Source organism: Blastopirellula sp. J2-11, assembly GCF_024584705.1.
Classification (GTDB): Bacteria; Planctomycetota; Planctomycetia; order Pirellulales; family Pirellulaceae; genus Blastopirellula.
Window position 1 is genome coordinate 3,005,884 of the sequence record NZ_CP097384.1, and the last position, 19,236, is coordinate 3,025,119.

The following is a 19,236-nucleotide window of genomic DNA, read 5'->3' on the forward strand; positions in this document are numbered from 1 at the left end:
TGGCAATCAAATGACGAATGTCGAAGCTTGAATGTCTAATGAAGCACGAATCACGAAGTAATTCGTTATTCGCCCATTGGGTCATTCATTCGACATTCGTCATTACCTAGAGACCGCATTTCCCTCGCTTGCGCTGCGGGCTACGAAGAGGATATCGCAACTTCCGTTCCTCTTCTGTCGGCGACATGCGCTCTATGGCCAAACTCCATTTGGAATCGCTCCCTCTCGGTACGACCAACGGCGGCGTCTTCAAGCTGCTGATCGAAGAGGCCGGCGTCAATAATCGTGATATTGGCCGGATCCAACTGCAGCGGCGCAGCGCCGCGATCGAACTTCCGGCCGATGTCTGTGGACGTACGCAGCGAAAACTTGCCGATAGTGCGCCGGAACTTGTCGCTTGGGTCGAACCGGACCACGTCGAGCAACCAGCCCTTTTTCGCCAGTTGGAACGCTGTCTGCAGTTTGAAGCGAAAGAGCAGGAAGAGCGGATCGCCGGTGATCCTGGCTCGTTGCGACTGAAAGGTCTGCGTCTGCAAGATCAGTGGTCGGCGCTCGGCGGCAGGATGGTCTGCCGACTGACCGGCAAGAACCCGCAAGCCAGAATGGCGATGCACGGGCTGCGCGTCGGATCACCGATTGTGTTGCTTTCCCACAGCGGCGAAGATCGCGCTCGCGGCGTCGTTACCCGCGTCTCCTCCACCGCGCTCGAAGTCGCCATCGGCGGTTTATGGGAAGGGGACGAAGACAAACTGGGCGTTGCGATCTCGACCGACGAGATTGCCCGCAAGCGCCAAGAATGCGCGATGCTGAAAGCGGCGTCGGCCAGCGGAAATCGTACGGCGGAGTTACGCGACGTGTTGCTAGAGCTGCAGCCGCCGTCGTTTGACGAAAAGGACGACAGCCTGACCTCACCGCAATTGAACGCATCGCAACAGGCGGCGGTTCAGTTGGCGCTCTCGGCTCGTGATTTCTCAATCATTCATGGTCCGCCGGGTACCGGCAAGACGATTACGTTGGCTGAAATCGTGCGCGCGGCGGTGGCGCGCGGCGAGAAGGTCTTGGCCTGTGCGCCGAGCAACCTGGCGGTCGATAATCTGGTCGAACGCTTCTGGGCGTGTGGATTGAAAGCGGTTCGCTTGGGGCACCCAGCACGCGTCAGCGAGTCTTTGCATGACGCGCTGTTGGAGTCGCTCGTCCGCGAGCATCCTGACGCTAAGTTAGCCGAAAAGCTGGTCAGCGAGGCGAAGACCCTCTTTCGCAAAGCCGATCGCTTTACGCGTTCAAAACCGGCGCCCGGCGAAAAGCGATCGCTGCGCGACGAAGCCCGCGAGTTGTTGGACGACGCAGCGCGTATTCAGCAGCAGACTTTGGAGCGTTTGCTGGATGACGCGCCGGTCGTCTGTTGTACGTTGACCGGCATCGATGATGATCTGCTGGGCGCTCGCCGCTTTGACCTGACGGTGATCGACGAAGCTTGCCAAACGACTGAACCCGCTTGTTGGATTCCGGTCTCGCGCAGTCAACGTTTGGTGATCGCAGGCGATCATTGTCAGCTGCCGCCGACGATTGTCTCGCGCGCAGCGGAAGCGGCCGGCTTTGGCGTCAGCATGTTGGAGCGGTTGATCGCGCGATATCCGCAAGCGGCCCAGCGGTTAGAGCAGCAATATCGGATGCATGCCCACATCATGGAGTTCAGTTCGCTCGAATTTTATGATGGCGCCCTGTTGGCGGACCAGTCGGTCGAAGCGCATTCTCTGACCGACTTGATCGCTGCCGATGACCAGTGGGCGAAGCCGGTGCAGTTTTTTGATACGGCAGGCGCCGACTATCAGGAAGCGCAGGACGACTCGTCGAGTCGCATGAATCCGCGTGAAGCGGAGATGGTCGTCCGCAAAGTGAATCAGCTGATCGCCCTGGAAATGCCCCCAGAGCAGATCGCCGTCATTTCTCCCTACGCGGCGCAGGTTCGGCTGTTGCGCGAAAGCCTGCCGGAGGGCGTCGAGTGCGATTCGGTCGATGGGTTTCAAGGGCGCGAGCAGGAAGTGGTGATTTGCTCGCTGGTTCGTTCCAACGAAAAGGGAGAAATTGGGTTTTTGGCCGATGTGCGGCGGATGAATGTCGCGATGACGCGAGCGAAGCGGAAATTGATCGTGATCGGCGACAGCTCCACGATTGGGGGGAATGAGTTTTACGCTCGATTCTTGGAGTACGTGGAATCGATCGACGCTTACCACTCGGTTTGGGAAGAAATCGAGTAGGCGAGCGACGCAGTCGCCAGCTCTAATCGTGGATTAATGTCGCCGTTTTTTGCTATGCAAAGAGAAGTAGCGACGGCGAGAGACTTTGCGACTCTCGGGAATTGGGTTATTCTTAAGGTCTCTGGCCTTTCTATCCTACCCGCCCAAGGGAGTCCCTTTCATGACGCAATCTGCTGCAAGTCGTCGTCAGTTCCTCAAGACATCGGCTGCTGCTGCGGCCGGCTTGGCTGTCGCTCCTGCTTTTATTCCTTCCACAGCGTTTGGCGCGAACGAGCGCATCGTGACCGGCCACATCGGTTTGGGTGGGCAAGGTCGCGGCAACTTGGGCAAGTTTGTCAAAAACGCCGTCGCGATCTGCGATGTCGACAGCAAGCATGCCGAACAGGCTGCGAAGATCGTGAAGGACAAAGCGGGAACCGAATGTGAGATCTACGGCGACTACCGCAAAGTGCTCGATCGTAAAGATATCGACGCCGTCGTGATCTCGACCCCCGACCATTGGCACGCATTGCCGACGATCCACGCTTGCGAAGCGGGCAAAGACGTCTATTGCGAAAAGCCGCTGACGCTGACCATTGTCGAAGGTCGCAAGATTGTTGATGCGGCGCGCAGCAACAAACGGATTGTGCAGACCGGTTCACAGCAACGATCGTCCAGCAACTTCCGCAAAGCGTGCGAATTGGTTCGTTCTGGCTATATCGGCAAGTTGCAGCAAGTGTTGGTCGGGATTCCAGGACCGAATCACCCCGGCAAACCAGATCCCGTTTCGGATCCGCCGGCCGAATTGGACTTTGACTTCTGGCTTGGCCCGGCCCCGCAGCGTCCTTACGTCAAGAATCACGTTCATTACAATTTCCGCTTTTTCTGGGACTACTCTGGCGGTCAGATGACCAACTGGGGCGCGCATCACATCGACATCGCGCACTGGGGCATGGGAATGGATGATAGCGGTCCGCTCTCGGTCGACGGCGAAGCGACCTTCCATCCCCAGGGTTGGCACGACGTGACCGAAACCTGTCGCATCACCTACGCCTATCCTAACGACGTCACCATGATCGTGGGCCAAGGCCAAAAGGATATCCCCGGCGGTACGACTTTCATCGGGGAGAAAGGAAAGATTTTCGTCAATCGCGGCAAATTCACTGCGACTCCGGACGAGATCGGCAAGATTGAATTGACGTCTAGTGACGTTCATTTGTACGACAGCAACCATCACCACAATAACTTCCTCGATTGCATCAAGTCACGTGAATTGCCGATCTGCGACGCCGAGATCGGGCATCGCACTGCGACCGCTTGCCATCTGGGGAACATCTCGTGCCGACTAGGCCGCAAGATTGCGTGGGACGCTAAGGGGGAGAAGATTGTCGGCGACGACAGCGAAGCGTCGGCCCTGGTCTCGCGTCCTTATCGCTCGCCGTGGGAGTTGACCTAATGCAGCGATTGCTATTTATCATGATCACGCTGGCGGCGCTTGTGTCGCCGGCGATGGGCGAAAAATTTGACCCCGCTCGCTGGGAAAAATCGATCGCGGGGCTGGAAGCGAAGGACGCCAAAACCACGCCTTCGAAAAATGGGGTCGTCTTTATCGGCAGCTCCAGCATTCGCAAGTGGGATTTGCCGAAGTACTTTCCTGGGCAGGCGGTGATCAATCACGGCTTTGGTGGTTCGCACCTGGAAGATTCGGTCTACTACGCCGATCGTCTGGTCACGCCGCTCCAACCGCGAGCCGTCGTCCTCTACGCCGGCGATAACGACGTCGGGCACGGCTATCAGCCAGAGCGGATCAAGGACGCCTTCCTGAAGTTTGTTGACAAGGTCCATGCGAAACTGCCGGAAACCGAGATCCTGTTTATCGCGGTCAAGCCGAGCATTTCTCGTTGGAAGCTGGTCGATCAGGTTCGGGCAACCAATCGCCTGATCTCGGCCGAGTGCGAAAAGAGCGACCTGTTGACCTTCATTGACGTCGACGCACCGATGCTGGGCGAAGATGGCAAGCCGCGCGCCGAGTTGTTTCAGAAAGATGGCCTGCACATGACAGACGCCGGCTATCAAATTTGGACCAAGCTGGTGCAGCCGGAGATCGCCAAGTAGCCGAGATCTGGCCTCCAAGTTCGACAGCGCATGAAAAAAGCCGACGTGAGATTCACGTCGGCTTTTTTTTGTACGTTTGTTTTCAGCGAGACGCTTCGCGTCTGCGAACGTATGCCGAATGGATACGTGTGAAAACTAGTCGAGGTACAGAGAGCGTTCCTTGGCGGAACGGCGTTCAGCACGAAGTCGAGCACGGCGCTTCAAATCGCTTGGCTTTTCATAGAACTTGCGGCGGCGCATTTCTTTTTTCAAACCGCTGCGCATGACCAGTTTGCCAAAGCGACGAACAGCTTCTTGAATCGACTCCTTCTCGCGAACCAGAACTTTGACCATGTCTTTCCTGAATTATCGTAGCGTGAACGAATTTAACGTTGCAAAATTAACAACGTGAAAGAGGCCAGAAACCCTTCTAGCCTCGCCTGCAAGCAAGTGCGAAACGCCCAATATAACGAATTGGACGCTATCTCGCCTAGACCTATCTCAAGAATATTGAACACTTTACGCCAAATTGGCCCCTGTCTAAGCCGGCAGGACCGGAGCGGCAGTCGATTTTGTAAAGTCTTTTGACGAAACATGTTGCGTCGGTTTTAACAGATTTACCTCGGCTCGATCCACGATCCAGCCGCGACAACTCCGCGTACCGCAACCACAGGGAATGGCCGCATTCGCCGGCCAGGCGTAGTCAATCGTCAGCTGGTCACCGGCTTCGATATAGCGAATAGTTTCTACCCAAATACGCGCCGGCGGCTCCGCCTCGTCTTCGTCGTAGACCAAGCAGCAATTCGGTTCGCAGCTGTGATTCAAATAGCGGAACGGCTCGCCAGGTTCCAGCGAGAAGGTCCCTCCGAGATCGATGCAATAGCTGCTCGAATAGTCGTCGTCGTCGATGACTTCACCAAGCACTTCAGCGATGAGGTGGTACTTCGTGAAATCGCGTGATGCGAAGAGTCCCTTTCCATAGGGAGTCTCCGCAATTTGAAACAGATCGTTCAAGATCGTCGCCTCTTGAGTCACGTAAATAAATTTTGCTCTTCCCATGCTATCGTTCGGCGCAGATTCGGGAAGGGGCTAGGTTGGGGAATGACGAATGTCGAAATCAGAATGTCCAGTGACGAACACGATCAAATGCTTGTGTTCAGATTTGCCCGCCAACGTACTTCCTAGAATGGCGCGTAAGCGTCGTTCTTGCGTAGTAAACGCCATTGGTTTTCGTACTTCTGTAGGAACGTCCAATCTAATTCGCCGTAGATATCAGCTCGCTTTTTATAGAGGATCAGCTTCGTCGGCTCTTGCTTGATTAGCTTATTGAGCAGCTCGAGCGCTTCTCCTTGACGGTCCAACCGCCGCAAGCGACGATCATGCACCAACGCATATTTCACATCGGTCGTATCGACCCACTGCGCAAGCTGCTGATAAGTTTTTTCAAACAGCTCGGCCCGTTTCTCCGCATCCGCCGGGCGTTTTTTGATTTCTACGGGATTGTCGGCCAGCGGATCGACCGGTAGATCCATATAGGCGACCGCACGACACTTGCGATAGAGAGCATCCGTTAAAAAATCGCGTAGACGGGTCATCTCTTTTTCCCGCTCTTTTTCTTTCTCCGTTTTCGGATCATGATTGCGGCCGAAATATCTCGCCAGTTTGTTTTGCGGGATCAAACGGATGATTTCGTTGGCGGCGTCAACCACGTCCGGCAAATGCGCTTTGCGGTCATCACTGTCTAATTGGTGCAAACGTGCCTGTAGAACCTGGAGATTTTCCGGCTTTTCGGCTAATAATGCGTCGGCCAACTCGTTGAACTCGGCAGGATCTTTCACCTTCGCCAAGCGAGCCAATTCGGTGACCCGCAAATCAAACAGCTTCTCTGCAAGCGGCTTCTCTTTCGCTTTCTCGCTGTTCGCGGCTTCCTTCGGTTCCGGGGGAGCCGGAAAATAAACGAGGTCAAATCCACCGGGCCGACGGCCCGAACCGGCGACATCCTTTTGCTCTTTGCCGAAGTAGAGCTTGCCGAGCAGCCGATCCCGCGGGCCGACCATCTTCGGCAACGAACTGGCCGAGGGACGACCGAGATAGAACGCTTCCATTTCGCCGTCGGCGATTTTTTGCGTTGACAATTTCCCGGCGCCGCGGATCACCTGATCGAAGCTGCGCCGGACCGGCAAAGTCAGTTTCGAGCTCAAATCTTGATCGAGAAAGATCGGCATCGACTCTAGCTTCGCCAAGATTTCGCGGTCAAAGTGCCGGAAATAGAGCTGCAACGTGTAGTCCCCTTTCGGTAGTTCGATGGATCGTCCCGAAACGCCGGTCCCCATCTGCCGCTTGTTTTTGTCGTAGATCGACCAGAGTCGGCCCGACCAGATCTCGAAGGCGTAGTCGTCTGACATCACCGACGGCCGCGGATTGACCTCGCCTGCTTCAGCCATGTGAAACGCATACGTCAGCGTCAGGCCAAAGTTGCGACGCTCCTGCGGCAATAGGTCACGTTCTGCGGAGAGCGGCGTGAGCTCTGATTTCTTCGGTTCGACAACGCGTCGCCAAGTCGATAGCTCGGCCTTGGGGTCCAGAAGTTCAAGCCCCAAGGCGCCGATCACTTCGACCCGCTTCGCATAGTCGATGCCGTCAAAGACGATCGTTTGGTCGGTCGGCTCCAACGAGTGAAATGTCAACTGGCATTCAAAATCGGCAGCGCCCAAACTATTCCAGTATTGCGCCAAGCAAAGCTCCATCGTGCGACCAGGCACGACTGCAAAGCTAATGTTCTTCACTTCTCCTTCCACAAATCGCAGATAGCGCTGTTCCTCTTGATCACGGCTATCCTCTTGCGGCAGCAATTGCTTGGTGTGGGCGACCATCAGGCGTGAGCCAGCGAATTCGCCGGCAGAGAGCTTCAAGTCAGCCCAAGTTGCTCCGGCCGGAACGTTGAAGAAGCGCCGTTCTAACTGACCAGCGGTCGATTTCATCGTTTCACGCCAAAGGTGCTTCGACTTCATTTTGACAGTCTGCGTCACGGTAATCGGCACGCGAAAGAGGGGACCTGCCGCCGAATTGTCGGCGTCGTATCCGCGGATTTCACTGTAGTAAGCCCCTGGTTCCAGCGATGTGGGATCAATTTCGATCTCAAATTCTCGACCGCCGTAGGCGAGAAAGAAAACCTGCGGCGTTTTGATCCACGCGTCGTCACATTCCAGCCGAATCTTCATGTCGAACGAGGATTTGGCGGCGCTCGCGACATCTTCAGGAAAGAGCGGCAGCACTTCCACTTTCGCCTGCGTCGGCATCGCCAGATCAACCGCTTCGCGGAGATAGATTCCGCGTGCGTCTTGGTGCGTTGTGATCTTCACCTCGTATCGCAGGCGCGCGTCGATCTGCGGCGAATGTTCGGCGAGCCAATCGTAGGCGGCGTCCACTTGCAACAGGCCTTGTCCCATGACAAACGGACTTCCCGCTTGCAACGCGCGCGCCGAATTTTGGATCGCGCGTTTGACGAGTGTCGGTGAATACGGGATCTTCGCCTGCTTCAAGGCCGACACAATCAGCGCCAATCCGCCGCACGCATTGGGCGAAGACATCGACGTGCCGTTCATCAGTTGCTTGGGAGTAAGCGCCCATTGCGAGACAGGCGCAATCGCGCCGCCGGGGGCGCAGATATCGACTCCCAAGTCTCCATCGGAGGTTGGCCCGCGAGAACTCCATGTGTAGGGAATCTCTTCCACTTTGTCCCGCAGCGAATAGCTGACTTCCGCCAACTCGGGCGAAACATACGCGCCGACGCCGATGATCGACGATGTCGTTCCTCCGGGAGCGGTGACCGTCGTCAAAGCCGGGCCATCATTGCCGGCGCTGGCGACGAAGATCACGCCATGTTTGTAGACCAACTCGTTTTGCAACTCGGTAAGGGGACCGACGTTCGGGATTGGGGTCGCGCCGCCGTAGCTCATATTGATCAGGTCGACTTTGTTTTCGATCGCGGCGATCATGCCCCGCGTTTCGCCGGTACCTAGCGAATTTGATCCGACGCGGGTGTCGCCGATCTTCACGGCGACAATTTGGGCGCCGGGCGCGATCCCGTTTTGCTCGGGATGTTCCGGGTGATAGGCGGCGATGATTCCGGCGACATGCGTTCCGTGGGTGCCGCAATCGGTCACGACCGACAGCAAGTTTCCCGAGTCATAGATGTTCAGAGCGTAGTTCAGCAGCCCTTCGTCATCGAACGTCGCATATTGTCGTTCGGCGCGAAAGTTGGTCAGCAATTTTTCATCGTTCAACTGGCCATCTTCATCGGAGTCAAGCGCGGCGCGCCAAGATTTTCCATCAAAGAAGACGACACAATCGTAGATTGGGCCGGGGTCATCCCAGTCGGCGTGCGCCTTGTCCAGCTCTTTTTGTCGCGTCGTCAGCTCGGTCAGTTCTTCTTTTTCCGCTTCGTTCGGTTGGGGGTGGGCGACGTGAAACGCTTCGATTTGGTCGCTCAGCTTGGCCTGGACGGACCGAAAATCTTCGTCCCAATCTTTCCGGCGTTCCTTCTTCAAGCGACCGACAAGCCCGTCGGGGAAAAGATCATAGCCCCGCTTCATGCCCACGTGAAACTCGCCGCTGGGGCATTTCCATTTTTTCGGAATCGTCAACTTGCGGCCGGTCAATCCTACGACGAGATGCTCGTCATCCATTTTGCGAACCGTCGAAGTATCGATGTCGCCGCTCCCCGACGCGTCGACCATGTCGATGATCTTGGGGCGACCATCCGGCGTCGTTTGCAGCCCGACTGCTCCAGGATCGACGCCGGTATCGAAGACGGCGACAACAACGCCGCGACCGTCCGCTTCGGGATGCTGCTCTAGAAATCGGATCGCGCCGATTTCGGACTTCGGCAGCAATCCATACTGAGGAAATTGAACCTCTTCGCCAAAAGCGTCAGGCACAACAAACCAGCAGAGGACGATCGTCAGCAGCGAGCGCAAAATCATGGCGGTCGATCGGTTAGAGAGGGAGGATTGTAGCGAAGATATCAGGCAGGGCCTCCCTATCTTACCTCAGCCAAATGAGGTCGGTGAGGGATTGCGGACAAAAACTGCGGCAGATCGCCAATCGGGGAGTCAGCGGAAAAGCCGATTAGGAGCATAGTTTTCGATGTAACGTTTAACCGGAATTTTTCTGGCGGTATTGTCGCTGCTCATATAGCGAATCTTGCCAAAGATCTTTCGCTCTGGACCCCAGGCACGGTCGTATCGACCCAGACACCAAAAGATGCCGCTGTAGGAGTTCGGATTGCGGCCGTCGACGGCGTATTTGTTGTTGAGGTGAATCATCGCCGCCAGCGCCTCTTCCGGCGTCGTCGACCACTCTAGAATCTTCTTTCCCCATAACATCCGTAGATAGTTGTGCATCCGCCCTTCGCGGAACAGTTGCGTCTGGGCGGCGTTCCAAAGCTCGTCGTGCGTGCGTGAATTTTCCAACTGCGCCAGATCGTAAACGTACGGCCGGGGATCTTTTCGATGTTCACCCAAGGTCGCTTGCGCCCAGTCGGGGAGTGATTGGTACCGATCGTAGTTGGTCTCTCGCGAGCACATGTTGTAGCCCACCTCGCGCCAGGTGATCAGCTCATCCAGAAAACTCTCGGCGTCCGTCGACATGTTCCACCAACCTTCACGCGAGCCAGTCGCTTTGTCGGCCAGTTGCGAAACGTTCCACGACTCTCGCACGCTTAGCTGCACAAAGACGTCATGCGCCGAGATGTGTCCAAAATGGAGATAAGGAGAAAGTCCGCTGGCGGCGTCCGCTTCGGGCGAATTTCGCTCTTCGCCATATCGAACAAGGCGTCCTCTCAGGAAACCGTCGAGCGTCTGTTGCGCAGCGACGCTTCCCCCGTCCATCACTGCGTCACCGACTGTTTGATCAAGCGGCAATGCGTCCAGAGCTTCGGATGCGACGCTTAATAGTTTGGACGATGCCGGCGGATAGCTGGCTTGGATGGCGGCGATCAATTTTTTTGACCCACGCGGGATCAGGGCGTCTTGCAGCGGATCTTCCCGTGGAAAATCGACGAGATGATCGCGCACGTGGTGATGCAAAAATCGCCGGAAACTGTGCGCCACGGTAAAAGTGCGATCCGCCGCTCGCATCGGCAAAATGCCGTTGGAATCGACCTGCTCCAGCAAAACGTCGACGCGCCGTGCGACCGCGCGCACCATCCGCGGCAAGAAGAAGCAGGGAAAATCATCGGTGACGATGACGCATGCCTTCGCCGCTAGCGCCGCGAACAATCCGTGATCCTCGTTTTTGGTCGATTCGACATACGGATAATAGAGAATCGGCGATTGCCGCAGCGCAGCGGCGTTGTCGCGCATCCCCTGGAGGACAAAGCGATGAAATCGTCGACTCGCCCAAGGATAGTCGATCCGCAGCGCCTCGAAGACGACTAGCGGCTTTTTTAAATGCTGAGCCCAATCGACCGCGCGTTGCAGACTGAAATTACAACGCGTGCGGCGGTTGGCGATCATCCAATAGAGGACAAAATCGCGCTCAGCGCGAACCGGCGCATCATTGCAGGGGGCAAGTCTGAGCGAGGGGAAATCTTCCAAAACGGCGAGTCTCTTACGGCCAAGGGGAGAAAGATTATCGTCCCAGAATTCGCCGCAGCGCCGGCTCTAACTCAGGGTCGCGAAACGTGTAATTCGTCTCCAACAAGCGGGCAGGCGTCACGCGCGAGCTGGCCAGCAGCAGATCGTCCGCCATTTCTCCCAGCGCCAGACGCGCGGCGAAACCAGGCATCGGAAAGATCGTAGGGCGGTTTAAGACGCGCCCCAGCGTCTTGGTAAACTCGCGATTGGTCACCGGATTGGGCGCTGTCAGATTGACGGGGCCGACCAGTTGGTCATTCATGATGCAGTGATGGATCGCGCCGATGACGTCATCCAAGGTAATCCAACTCCATACCTGCTTGCCGCTGCCGATCACGCCGCCGGCTCCTAGCTTGAAAGGAAGCAGCATCTTGGCGAGCGCTCCTCCTTGCGGGCTGAGGACGACGCCTAATCGGACATTCGCGACACGAATACCTGCGCTCGCGGCTGGCGCACATGCAAGCTCCCAGACGCGACAGACGTCAGGCAAAAAGCCTGCGCCGGCGGGGCTTGTTTCATCGACCGGCTGATCGCCAGAGTCGCCGTAATAACCAATCGCCGACGCACAAATCAGGCTTTTCGGCAGAATAGAAAGTGCGGCCAGTTGGTTGCTCAGGAAGGTGGTTCCGTCAACGCGCGAATTGCGGATCTTCGCTTTTTGTTTTTCGTTCCAGCGAGAGTCGGCGATCCCCTCGCCGGCCAAGTGGACGACAGCGTCGACCCCGGCGAGCGAAGCCTGATCAATCTCCCCTTTCTTATAGTTCCAATAGACGCCTGACTTCTCGCGACTGCGAGTCATCGGCACGACCTCGTGGCCGCCGGTTGATAAGAAGGCGGAGAGCTGTTTGCCGACGAGACCCGAGGCCCCGGTGATCGCAATTTTCATGGGTCGATTTTCTTGATAGGGCTGATGAGCGGCGAGGTCGGCCAGCATGGTCGCATGTCGATAGCGAAACATTCGCTCTATTTTGCCGGCGACGAAACCGCCTCCCAGCATTCTACCGAGCGACCCGCCAGGCGCCGAATATTCGACATGGTCTTCGAGGTACGAATGGGTCGTGTCGGTCGCGCCGAAGCGATGCTCATGATCCCAGTGGGCGAAGGGGCCAGAGAGTTGAACATCGCGGAAGAGACGGTTTTCAATCAGCTCGCGATGTTCGGCGACCCAGGTCACGCGAAACGGACCAACCTTGGTGATTAGTTTCGCTTGCGTGCCTGGCGCCAAACCCGGTTCATAGGACTGGACCGTCAGCGATTCCCAGGGAGGCGTCAAACGCTCCAGTGCGCCAGGGCGCTGATGCCAGCGAAAAACGACTTCGACCGGCGCGGGGACTTCACTACGAAGTTGGAAGACTTGATGCGGCATCGATGTTGCATTCGGGGGTGATAAGATTGTCTTATCATAACGAAAAAAAGTTCGCCCCGATCTGAGCGACTCTCTCCATCCCCTCCAGAATGGATCGAATCGCCGGTTGTTCGGGGCGAACGTTACGCCAGTGGGTTACTAGGGAATCAGCACCGTATCGATGACGTGAATCACGCCGTTCGACGTGACGATGTCGGCTTTCACCACTTTCGCTTTGTTAATCATGACCGTGCCATCTTGGGCGGTGATCTTGATCGGTGCGTCAGCCAGCGTATCGGCCGATTTCAGTTTTGCGGCGTCCGCGGCCATCACTTTGCCGGCGACGACGTGATACTTCAAAATCTTGGCCAACTTTTCTTTGTCTTTCAACAAGCTCTCGACGGTTCCTTTCGGCAGTTTCGCGAAAGCGGCGTCTGTTGGGGCAAAAACGGTGAAAGGTCCATCACCCTTCAATGCGTCAACCAGACCGGCTGCTTGCACGGCGGCGACCAGCGTTTTGAAATCGCCAGCGGAGACTGCCGTATCGACGATGTCCATTTTGGCTTCTTCGGCAGCGACCGTGGGACGAACCAGCGCAACGCAGGCAACTAGCATGGTCGAAGCGACAATCCAATGAAAAGCACGCATGAGTAAAGCTCCTGGTGGAAATAAGGGGACGAAGCGATTGGCCTGCGAAGTAGAAGAACCTAGCGCTACGGATCGTGGATCCGTAGCGCGCATAATTCTCACTACTTGGCGTGGGCCGAACTTGGCAGCTTGTCATGACGCGTCGCTGACTTCTACCAACCTTATAGACGCCTCGTTTTAATTGACCAGCCAGAAAAATCGCGAAACAGAAACCTTTCCCGTTTGTCACCGCGCAGAAAAGAAGGCGTCCGAAAAGGACGCCCATTTTTGCGTTTGAGACGCCATGTTCTTTCCGTGAAGACGCGGTAAGAGGATGACGCTTTGAAAGTGAGCCGTTCGTCTACTAACCCGAACTGCCAACAGCACAGGCTTCGGCGACAACTTCTGCAAATTTCGAGGTCCCCAATTTGCCGCCTAGATCCCCGGTTCGGGTCTCTGGATTTTGCAGGACCGAAAGCAGCGAGCTTTCGATGCGATCGGCGGCGTCCGTTTCGCCCAGATGCTTCAGCATCATCGTCGCGCTTAGCAGCAACGCGGTGGGGTTGGCCCTATCTTTGCCGGCGATGTCCGGCGCCGTGCCGTGCACCGCTTCAAAGATGGCGTAACCATCGCCATAGTTGCCGCTTGGCGTAACGCCGAGACCGCCGACAAGGCCGCTCGCCAGGTCCGAGATGATGTCGCCAAACAAGTTTTCCATCACCAGGACTTCAAATTGCGTTGGGTCCATCACCAGCTTCATCGCCGCGGCGTCGACGATGCAGTCGTTTAGTTCGATATCGGGGTATGACTTCGCCACGTCGCGGACGGTTTCGAGAAACAGCCCGTCGCTTAGTTTCAAAATATTGGCTTTGTGCACGCAAGTCACTGTTTTGCGATGGTACTTGCGGGCCGTTTCGAAGGCGAAGATCGCGATCCGCCGCGAGCATTTTTCGGTGATGACGCGCAGGCTTTCGACCACGCCGGGAACGACGATGTGTTCCAAGCCGCTGTAGAGACCTTCGGTGTTTTCGCGAATGACGATCAGGTCGACATTTTCAAAGCGAGTTTTGACGCCGGGAATCGTCCGCGCTGGGCGAAAGTTGGCGTACAGTTGCAGCTCTTGGCGCAGCCCGACGTTGACGCTGCGAAAGCCTTGGCCGATCGCGGTGGCCAACGGACCCTTCAATGCGACGCCAGTCTCTTTGATCGCGGCGATCGTTTCAGGAGGAAGCGGATTGCCGGTCTTCTCTAAAGCAGTGACGCCGGCCAGACAAGGCCGCCAATCGATGGTGACGCCTGCCGCTTCGATGATGTGTTGGACCGCAGCCGTAATTTCGGCTCCGATACCGTCTCCCTCGATCAAACAAACTGTATGCGACATGGCGCGCCCCTCAGAATGATGGCTAGGAATCGCTCACTCGACGGCGAGTCAGTGGGCGGACTTCGAGCGACAACCGCCGCGGCCGCTTCTCGATTATTTGCGCTGCGATATCGCGCCGTCGAGGTCTAGTTGACCGGAAGACGCTGCACATGCGGTCAGAAACAGACGTAGCGGAAAGATGAGGTCCGCTACGTGAAAGAGATGGAATCATCACTGCCGCTCTGGGGAATAATTTTTTTGGGCGTTTCTGTCAGAGATATCGCCCAATCGCTCTGCTTAGCCGGTGACCAACTTCATGTTCATTCCCCCTTCGTTCACCGTCGGGCGTTCTGGGCGACCTTTGTGGAAGTAGGTCAGCTTCATGTTGTCGAGCCCCATCAGATAAAGAATCGACGCATGGAGATCATGGACATGCATCCGATCTTCGACGGCGTGCAGGCCAATTTCGTCGGTCGAGCCGATCGTCTGACCGCCGCGGACGCCGCCGCCGGCAAACCACATGGTGAAGCCGCTCGGGTTGTGATCACGGCCGTTGCCTTGCTCGCTCATCGGAGTTCGCCCAAACTCGCCCCCCCAAACGACCAGCGTTTGATCGAGCAGGCCGCGGCGTTTTAGGTCGGCCAGTAAGCCGGCGACCGGTTTGTCGGACGAGCGGCAGTTGGTCCCATGATTTTTTTCGATGTTGGAGTGGGCGTCCCACTTGCTGCCGGTGCCGTGATACAGCTGAACGAAGCGAACGCCTCGTTCGACCATGCGCCGCGCTAACAGGCAGTTGCGACCGAAGGTCTCGGTCTCCTTTTCATCCATGCCGTACAGTTGTTTGGTCTCTTCCGTCTCTTGCGTCAGGTCGATCGCTTCGGGAGCATGCTCCTGCATGCGGAATGCAAGTTCGTAGCTTTTGATGCGCGCGTCAAGTTCGCTCTGGCCAGGATGTTCTCCAGCAAAGTCGCTGTTCATGCGGCTGAGGTAGGCGAGTTTCGAGAGCTGACGGTTGTCAGTGACGCCGTCGGGATTCTCCAGGTTTCGAATCGGAGTTTCGCCGGGGTGAAAACGGGTTCCTTGGTAAACCGCCGGCATGAAAGCGGTTCCCCAATTGCGCGGACCGTTGACCGGCGTGCCGTTGTTGTCTTGCAACACGACGAACGCCGGGAGATTTTCGTTCTCGGTTCCTAGTCCATAGTTGACCCAGCTTCCCAGAGAAGGACGACCGCCGATGATCGCGCCGGTATTCATCAGGCAGACTCCGCCGGCGTGGTTGATCCCTTCGCCATAGCACGAGCGAACGACCGCCAAGTCGTCGGCATGTTCGGCGATGTGCGGCAGCCAGTCCGAGACCCAGAGTCCGCTCTCACCGTGCTGTTTCCATTTGCGCGGCGAGCCATAAAGGGGCGCTTTCCCTTCGCCCATCGCCAAGATGACCTTCTTGAACGAGCTGGGAAGCGGTTGGCCATGCAGCTTGTTCAATGTCGGCTTGGGATCGAACAGATCGATGTGGCTCGGTCCCCCTTCCATGAACAGGAAGATGACGTTCTTGGCGCGCGGAGCGATGTGAGCCATTTGGTTGCTCTCGACCAGACCGCCGTGGTCGGCGCGACCTTCGCGAGCCAACATCCAAGCGAGGGCGAGCGAGCCAAATCCGGCGCCGGCGCGCAGCAGCGCTTGGCGACGATCCATCATTTGCTCGTGGTGAGGTACGCCGAATTGTTGGCAAACGGTCGAAGGCATGATGCTATGGTACGTAAAGAAATTCGTTGGAATTGAGCAAAATATGGCAGAAGTCGACCCAGGCGGCCGTATCTGAGTTGATCGCCGAGTCGCCGGAGGTGAGGTCGACGCCCCCTTCGAGCGACGCCAGCGAACCGGTCGGCTTGGCGAACTTCCAGTGACCGACCACTTCGTTTACTTCGTTGGTTTGCCGAATCAACAATTGATCGGGCGACAGTGCCGACGGAACCGCGCGGACTTCGGCGACCAGTCCGTCAAAAGAACAACTTTTCGTGCCGGTGCGACCACCGATCACCAAGGGATACTCGTTTCGCAGGCCGGCGATGATTTCAGTCTTCACCACCGCGGTTTGCAGCGGCGCTGTCTTCTCTGTCAGGTCTTGTACGAAGAAGTGAACTTCAGCGGCGCCGGAGTCATCGCGAACATACTGCACGCAGGCATAGTAAGGACGTCCGAGCTCGAAATGAATGCCGGATGGAATCACTTCAGAGACGGTTTGATCCAGCGAGTTGGCGCCGACCAACTGCATAATCAGATTGCGGGGCCTATAGCGTGATTTTTCGCTGGTCACGCCAAAGTTCCAACCAGGCTGGGAATTGCCGCCGTTCCATTGAGACGCGATCGTCCGCACGGACGCGTCAGGGTAGATCGAATCGAGCTGAACGATCGATTCGACCGTGAACGAGGTCCCGGTAAAATCTTGCAACCTGGCCGAGAGTTGCGAGACTTCGGCGTCTGGTTGCAGACGAACGCCGGACTTGTCTATCTTTTGGAACTTGGCGATCGCTAGCGGCTTTTCTGCGGCCGTGTGCTCACGCGTAATCGCCAGTTGCTGTTGAATGAACTCGCGAGCCCCTTCCAACTCGGCAGTCGTCGGTTTGCGGCTCAGCGCTGATATGTAGGCGGCGCGGATGCGATCTTCGTTGGTTGGGCCTGCTTTGCGAATGGTGGCCGCCATTCGCTCGGCTTGTTGCAGCGGGAAATCGCCGTTGATCAATAGCAGCGATTGTGTCGGCGTCGTAGTGGTGTTGCGGGTCGCCGAGCTGCTGAAACGTTCGGGGAAATCAAACGCATCCAGCAGCGGTTCACGCGTATTGCGGATCACTTTCAAATAGACGCTGCGACGCGGCGTGGTGCCGCTAACGCTGGGGCCGCCGGTGGTGCGATCCAACTTGCCGGCCGCAGCCAACATCGCGTCACGCACCTGCTCGGCCGACATTCGGCGAACTTGGCTGCGCCAATAGGTGCGGTTCTCAAGATCCAGCTTGTCTGCGGCGGCGGTACGCGTCGTAGCAAGCTGATACGTCTCGGAAGTGACCAGCAAGCGAATCATGCTTTTCATGCTCCGTCCTTGGTCGATAAACTCTTGCGACATCCAATCGAGCAACTCGGGATGCGATGGAGGCGTTCCCAAGTTGCCGAAATCGTTGGGCGTTGCGACCAGACCACGATGAAAGCACCATTGCCAGAGTCGGTTGGCGATGACGCGGCTCGCCAACGCGTTGTCTTCACTGGTAATCCAGCGAGCGAGTTCGGATCGTCGACCCGTCGAACTGCCGGAGGATTCAATCGAAACCGGCGAAGCGTCGAGTACCGTCAAAAAATCGGGCGAGATCTCTCCCAACCGTTCTTTGCCGGTGATGTAAGTCGGCGGAGCCTGTGGACCGACGTCACTGACCGAATAGACGGTCGGCAGCGGTTTTGGCTTCGGATGTTTGGCCAGTTCTGCTTGGAGCTGTTTGTATTCGGCCTTCTTTTTGGCGTCGCCCACCTTTCCGCGGCTTCGACTGATCACGGGATTGACCTGCTTAAACGCCAATGCGACCAGTTGGTGTTCAAGAGGTGAACGTTGATCGACCGGCTTATTCATCATTTCCTGGATGTCTTCTGGGAATTTTGTGGTCTGTGATTGGATGGTCGCCGCAATCGAGGCTGCTTCCAGTTCGTCAATCTTGGTGCGAATATCACGCGTTTCCGCTTCCCATTCGGTGAGTGCTGCTTGGTATTCGGCAAGTTCTTTGGGCGATGCGGCGGGAACGTCGTCACGCGGCATGAGAGGTGAGAAAAAGGCCTGCAGTTGGAAATAGTCGCGCTGCAGCAACGGGTCAAACTTGTGGTCGTGACACTTGGCGCAGCCCATGCCGACGCCCAGAAAGACGTCGCTGGTCGTGTCAGTAATATCGTTCATGATGACTTGCCACTGCGAACGGACATCGCGCAGGTTGTACTCATAGATCCAATGCCGCAGAAAACCGGTCGCGACTATCGCGTCCGGATTGTTCGGCGCTGCTTCGTCACCGGCCAATTGCTCCAGCACAAATTGATCGTACGGCTTGTCTTGGTTGAAGCTGTTGATGACGTAATCGCGATAACGCCAAGCGTGGGGGCGATAAGCGTCTTGTCGGTAGCCGTCAGACTCGCCGTAGCGCACCAGATCGAGCCAATGGGTCGCCATGCGTTCGCCAAAGTGCGGACTGTCGATCAGCGAATCGACCAACTTTTCATATGCCTGGGGAGTCGGATCCTCCATAAACCGCTCCGTTTGTTCTGGAGTTGGCGGGAGCCCTGTCAGATCAAAACAGACGCGACGCAGCAGCACCAGCTTGTCGGCTTTGGCGTTGGGAGTGACTCCGGCGGCGATTTGCTGCTGCCGGACAAACCGATCAATCGGGTTGCCGTTCCAACGCGCTTCTTCCAACTCAGGCGGAGTCACTGTTGCCAACGGTTGAAACGCCCAGTAGTGGCGATCTTCGTCCGTGATCTTGTCTTTCGCGCTATGGCGAATCGGCGCGTCATCGCCGCCGGGCCAAGGCGCTCCCATCTGGATCCACTTGGTCAGCAGTGCGATCTCGGCGTCTGGCAATTTGCCAGCGGGGGGCATCTCGAAGCTTTCGTAGCGGATCGCTTCGATCAGCAAGCTTTCTGCCGGCTTACCAGGTTCGATCGCAGCGCCGCTATCGCCGCCGGCAAGTAATGCTCCGCGTGAGTCGAGACGCAGATTCCCCTTCTCGGTCTCGTCGCTATGGCATTCGAAGCAGCGCTTGATCAGCAACGGACGAATATCATGCTCGAAGAACGCTGCTTGCTCCTTCGATATATCGTCAGCATTGATCGGAGTTTGAACGGCGAGGGTCAAACAGCAGAAAAACGCAACTAATAGCGTACGTGCGTTCATAGCTTCGGATGTTA

The 19,236-nt window shown here is 56.8% G+C and carries 12 protein-coding genes; 3 read left to right on the forward strand and 9 right to left on the reverse strand.

Going from position 1 to position 19,236, the window contains the following annotated elements:
* Nucleotides 1-194: 194 nt before the first annotated feature.
* From M4951_RS12150 to M4951_RS12160, 3 genes are all read left to right on the forward strand, one after another.
* The gene (locus M4951_RS12150) at nucleotides 195-2,258 is read left to right on the forward strand and encodes an AAA domain-containing protein (RefSeq protein ID WP_262026746.1); all 2,064 of its coding nucleotides are present in this window, start codon (nucleotides 195-197) and stop codon (nucleotides 2,256-2,258) included.
* A 160-nt stretch (nucleotides 2,259-2,418) separates the two neighbouring features.
* Nucleotides 2,419-3,693, forward strand: coding sequence for a Gfo/Idh/MocA family protein (locus M4951_RS12155; protein ID WP_262026747.1), 1,275 nt, complete (start codon nucleotides 2,419-2,421; stop codon nucleotides 3,691-3,693).
* On the forward strand, nucleotides 3,693-4,352 hold the full coding sequence (locus M4951_RS12160) for an SGNH/GDSL hydrolase family protein (protein WP_262026748.1): 660 nt from the start codon (nucleotides 3,693-3,695) through the stop codon (nucleotides 4,350-4,352). The genes M4951_RS12155 and M4951_RS12160 overlap by 1 nt, the downstream gene beginning before the upstream one ends.
* A 135-nt stretch (nucleotides 4,353-4,487) precedes the next feature.
* Here the strand turns inward: M4951_RS12160 and rpsU are convergent, their stop codons facing one another.
* From rpsU to M4951_RS12205, 9 genes are all read right to left on the reverse strand, one after another.
* Complete coding sequence (gene rpsU, locus M4951_RS12165) at nucleotides 4,488-4,685, reverse strand: 30S ribosomal protein S21 (RefSeq protein ID WP_002652995.1); 198 nt, start codon at nucleotides 4,683-4,685, stop codon at nucleotides 4,488-4,490.
* 186 nt (nucleotides 4,686-4,871) lie between these two features.
* Complete coding sequence (locus tag M4951_RS12170) at nucleotides 4,872-5,390, reverse strand: SET domain-containing protein (protein ID WP_262026749.1); 519 nt, start codon at nucleotides 5,388-5,390, stop codon at nucleotides 4,872-4,874.
* Nucleotides 5,391-5,512: 122 nt separating this feature from the next.
* Nucleotides 5,513-9,316, reverse strand: coding sequence for a S8 family serine peptidase (locus M4951_RS12175; protein WP_262026750.1), 3,804 nt, complete (start codon nucleotides 9,314-9,316; stop codon nucleotides 5,513-5,515).
* A gap of 129 nt (nucleotides 9,317-9,445) precedes the next feature.
* Nucleotides 9,446-10,930: a deoxyribodipyrimidine photolyase gene (locus tag M4951_RS12180; RefSeq protein ID WP_262026751.1), complete on the reverse strand. Its 1,485-nt coding sequence runs from the start codon at nucleotides 10,928-10,930 to the stop codon at nucleotides 9,446-9,448.
* Between the two features lie 34 nt (nucleotides 10,931-10,964).
* Nucleotides 10,965-12,335, reverse strand: a complete 1,371-nt coding sequence (locus M4951_RS12185) for a TIGR01777 family oxidoreductase (RefSeq protein WP_262026752.1) — start codon at nucleotides 12,333-12,335, stop codon at nucleotides 10,965-10,967.
* Nucleotides 12,336-12,473: 138 nt separating this feature from the next.
* A complete protein-coding gene (locus M4951_RS12190; protein WP_262026918.1) occupies nucleotides 12,474-12,929 on the reverse strand; it encodes a fasciclin domain-containing protein in 456 nt (151 codons plus the stop codon).
* A 376-nt stretch (nucleotides 12,930-13,305) separates the two neighbouring features.
* Entirely contained in the window at nucleotides 13,306-14,322 is a 1,017-nt protein-coding gene (locus tag M4951_RS12195) for an isocitrate/isopropylmalate dehydrogenase family protein (RefSeq protein WP_262026753.1), read from the reverse strand.
* Nucleotides 14,323-14,598: 276 nt separating this feature from the next.
* Nucleotides 14,599-16,047, reverse strand: a complete 1,449-nt coding sequence (locus tag M4951_RS12200; protein WP_262026754.1) for a DUF1501 domain-containing protein — start codon at nucleotides 16,045-16,047, stop codon at nucleotides 14,599-14,601.
* Between the two features lie 4 nt (nucleotides 16,048-16,051).
* Nucleotides 16,052-19,222, reverse strand: coding sequence for a DUF1549 domain-containing protein (locus M4951_RS12205; protein ID WP_262026755.1), 3,171 nt, complete (start codon nucleotides 19,220-19,222; stop codon nucleotides 16,052-16,054).
* Nucleotides 19,223-19,236 lie beyond the last annotated feature (14 nt).

Coding starts and splice junctions, on each gene's coding strand:
- M4951_RS12190 (WP_262026918.1), bottom strand. CDS start 12,929: ATGCTAGTTGCCTGCGTTGCGCTGGTTCGTCCCACGGTCGCTGCCGAA.
- M4951_RS12150 (WP_262026746.1), top strand. CDS start 195: ATGGCCAAACTCCATTTGGAATCGCTCCCTCTCGGTACGACCAACGGC.
- M4951_RS12160 (WP_262026748.1), top strand. CDS start 3,693: ATGCAGCGATTGCTATTTATCATGATCACGCTGGCGGCGCTTGTGTCG.
- M4951_RS12170 (WP_262026749.1), bottom strand. CDS start 5,390: ATGGGAAGAGCAAAATTTATTTACGTGACTCAAGAGGCGACGATCTTG.
- rpsU (WP_002652995.1), bottom strand. CDS start 4,685: ATGGTCAAAGTTCTGGTTCGCGAGAAGGAGTCGATTCAAGAAGCTGTT.
- M4951_RS12155 (WP_262026747.1), top strand. CDS start 2,419: ATGACGCAATCTGCTGCAAGTCGTCGTCAGTTCCTCAAGACATCGGCT.
- M4951_RS12200 (WP_262026754.1), bottom strand. CDS start 16,047: ATGCCTTCGACCGTTTGCCAACAATTCGGCGTACCTCACCACGAGCAA.
- M4951_RS12205 (WP_262026755.1), bottom strand. CDS start 19,222: ATGAACGCACGTACGCTATTAGTTGCGTTTTTCTGCTGTTTGACCCTC.
- M4951_RS12195 (WP_262026753.1), bottom strand. CDS start 14,322: ATGTCGCATACAGTTTGTTTGATCGAGGGAGACGGTATCGGAGCCGAA.
- M4951_RS12175 (WP_262026750.1), bottom strand. CDS start 9,316: ATGATTTTGCGCTCGCTGCTGACGATCGTCCTCTGCTGGTTTGTTGTG.
- M4951_RS12185 (WP_262026752.1), bottom strand. CDS start 12,335: ATGCCGCATCAAGTCTTCCAACTTCGTAGTGAAGTCCCCGCGCCGGTC.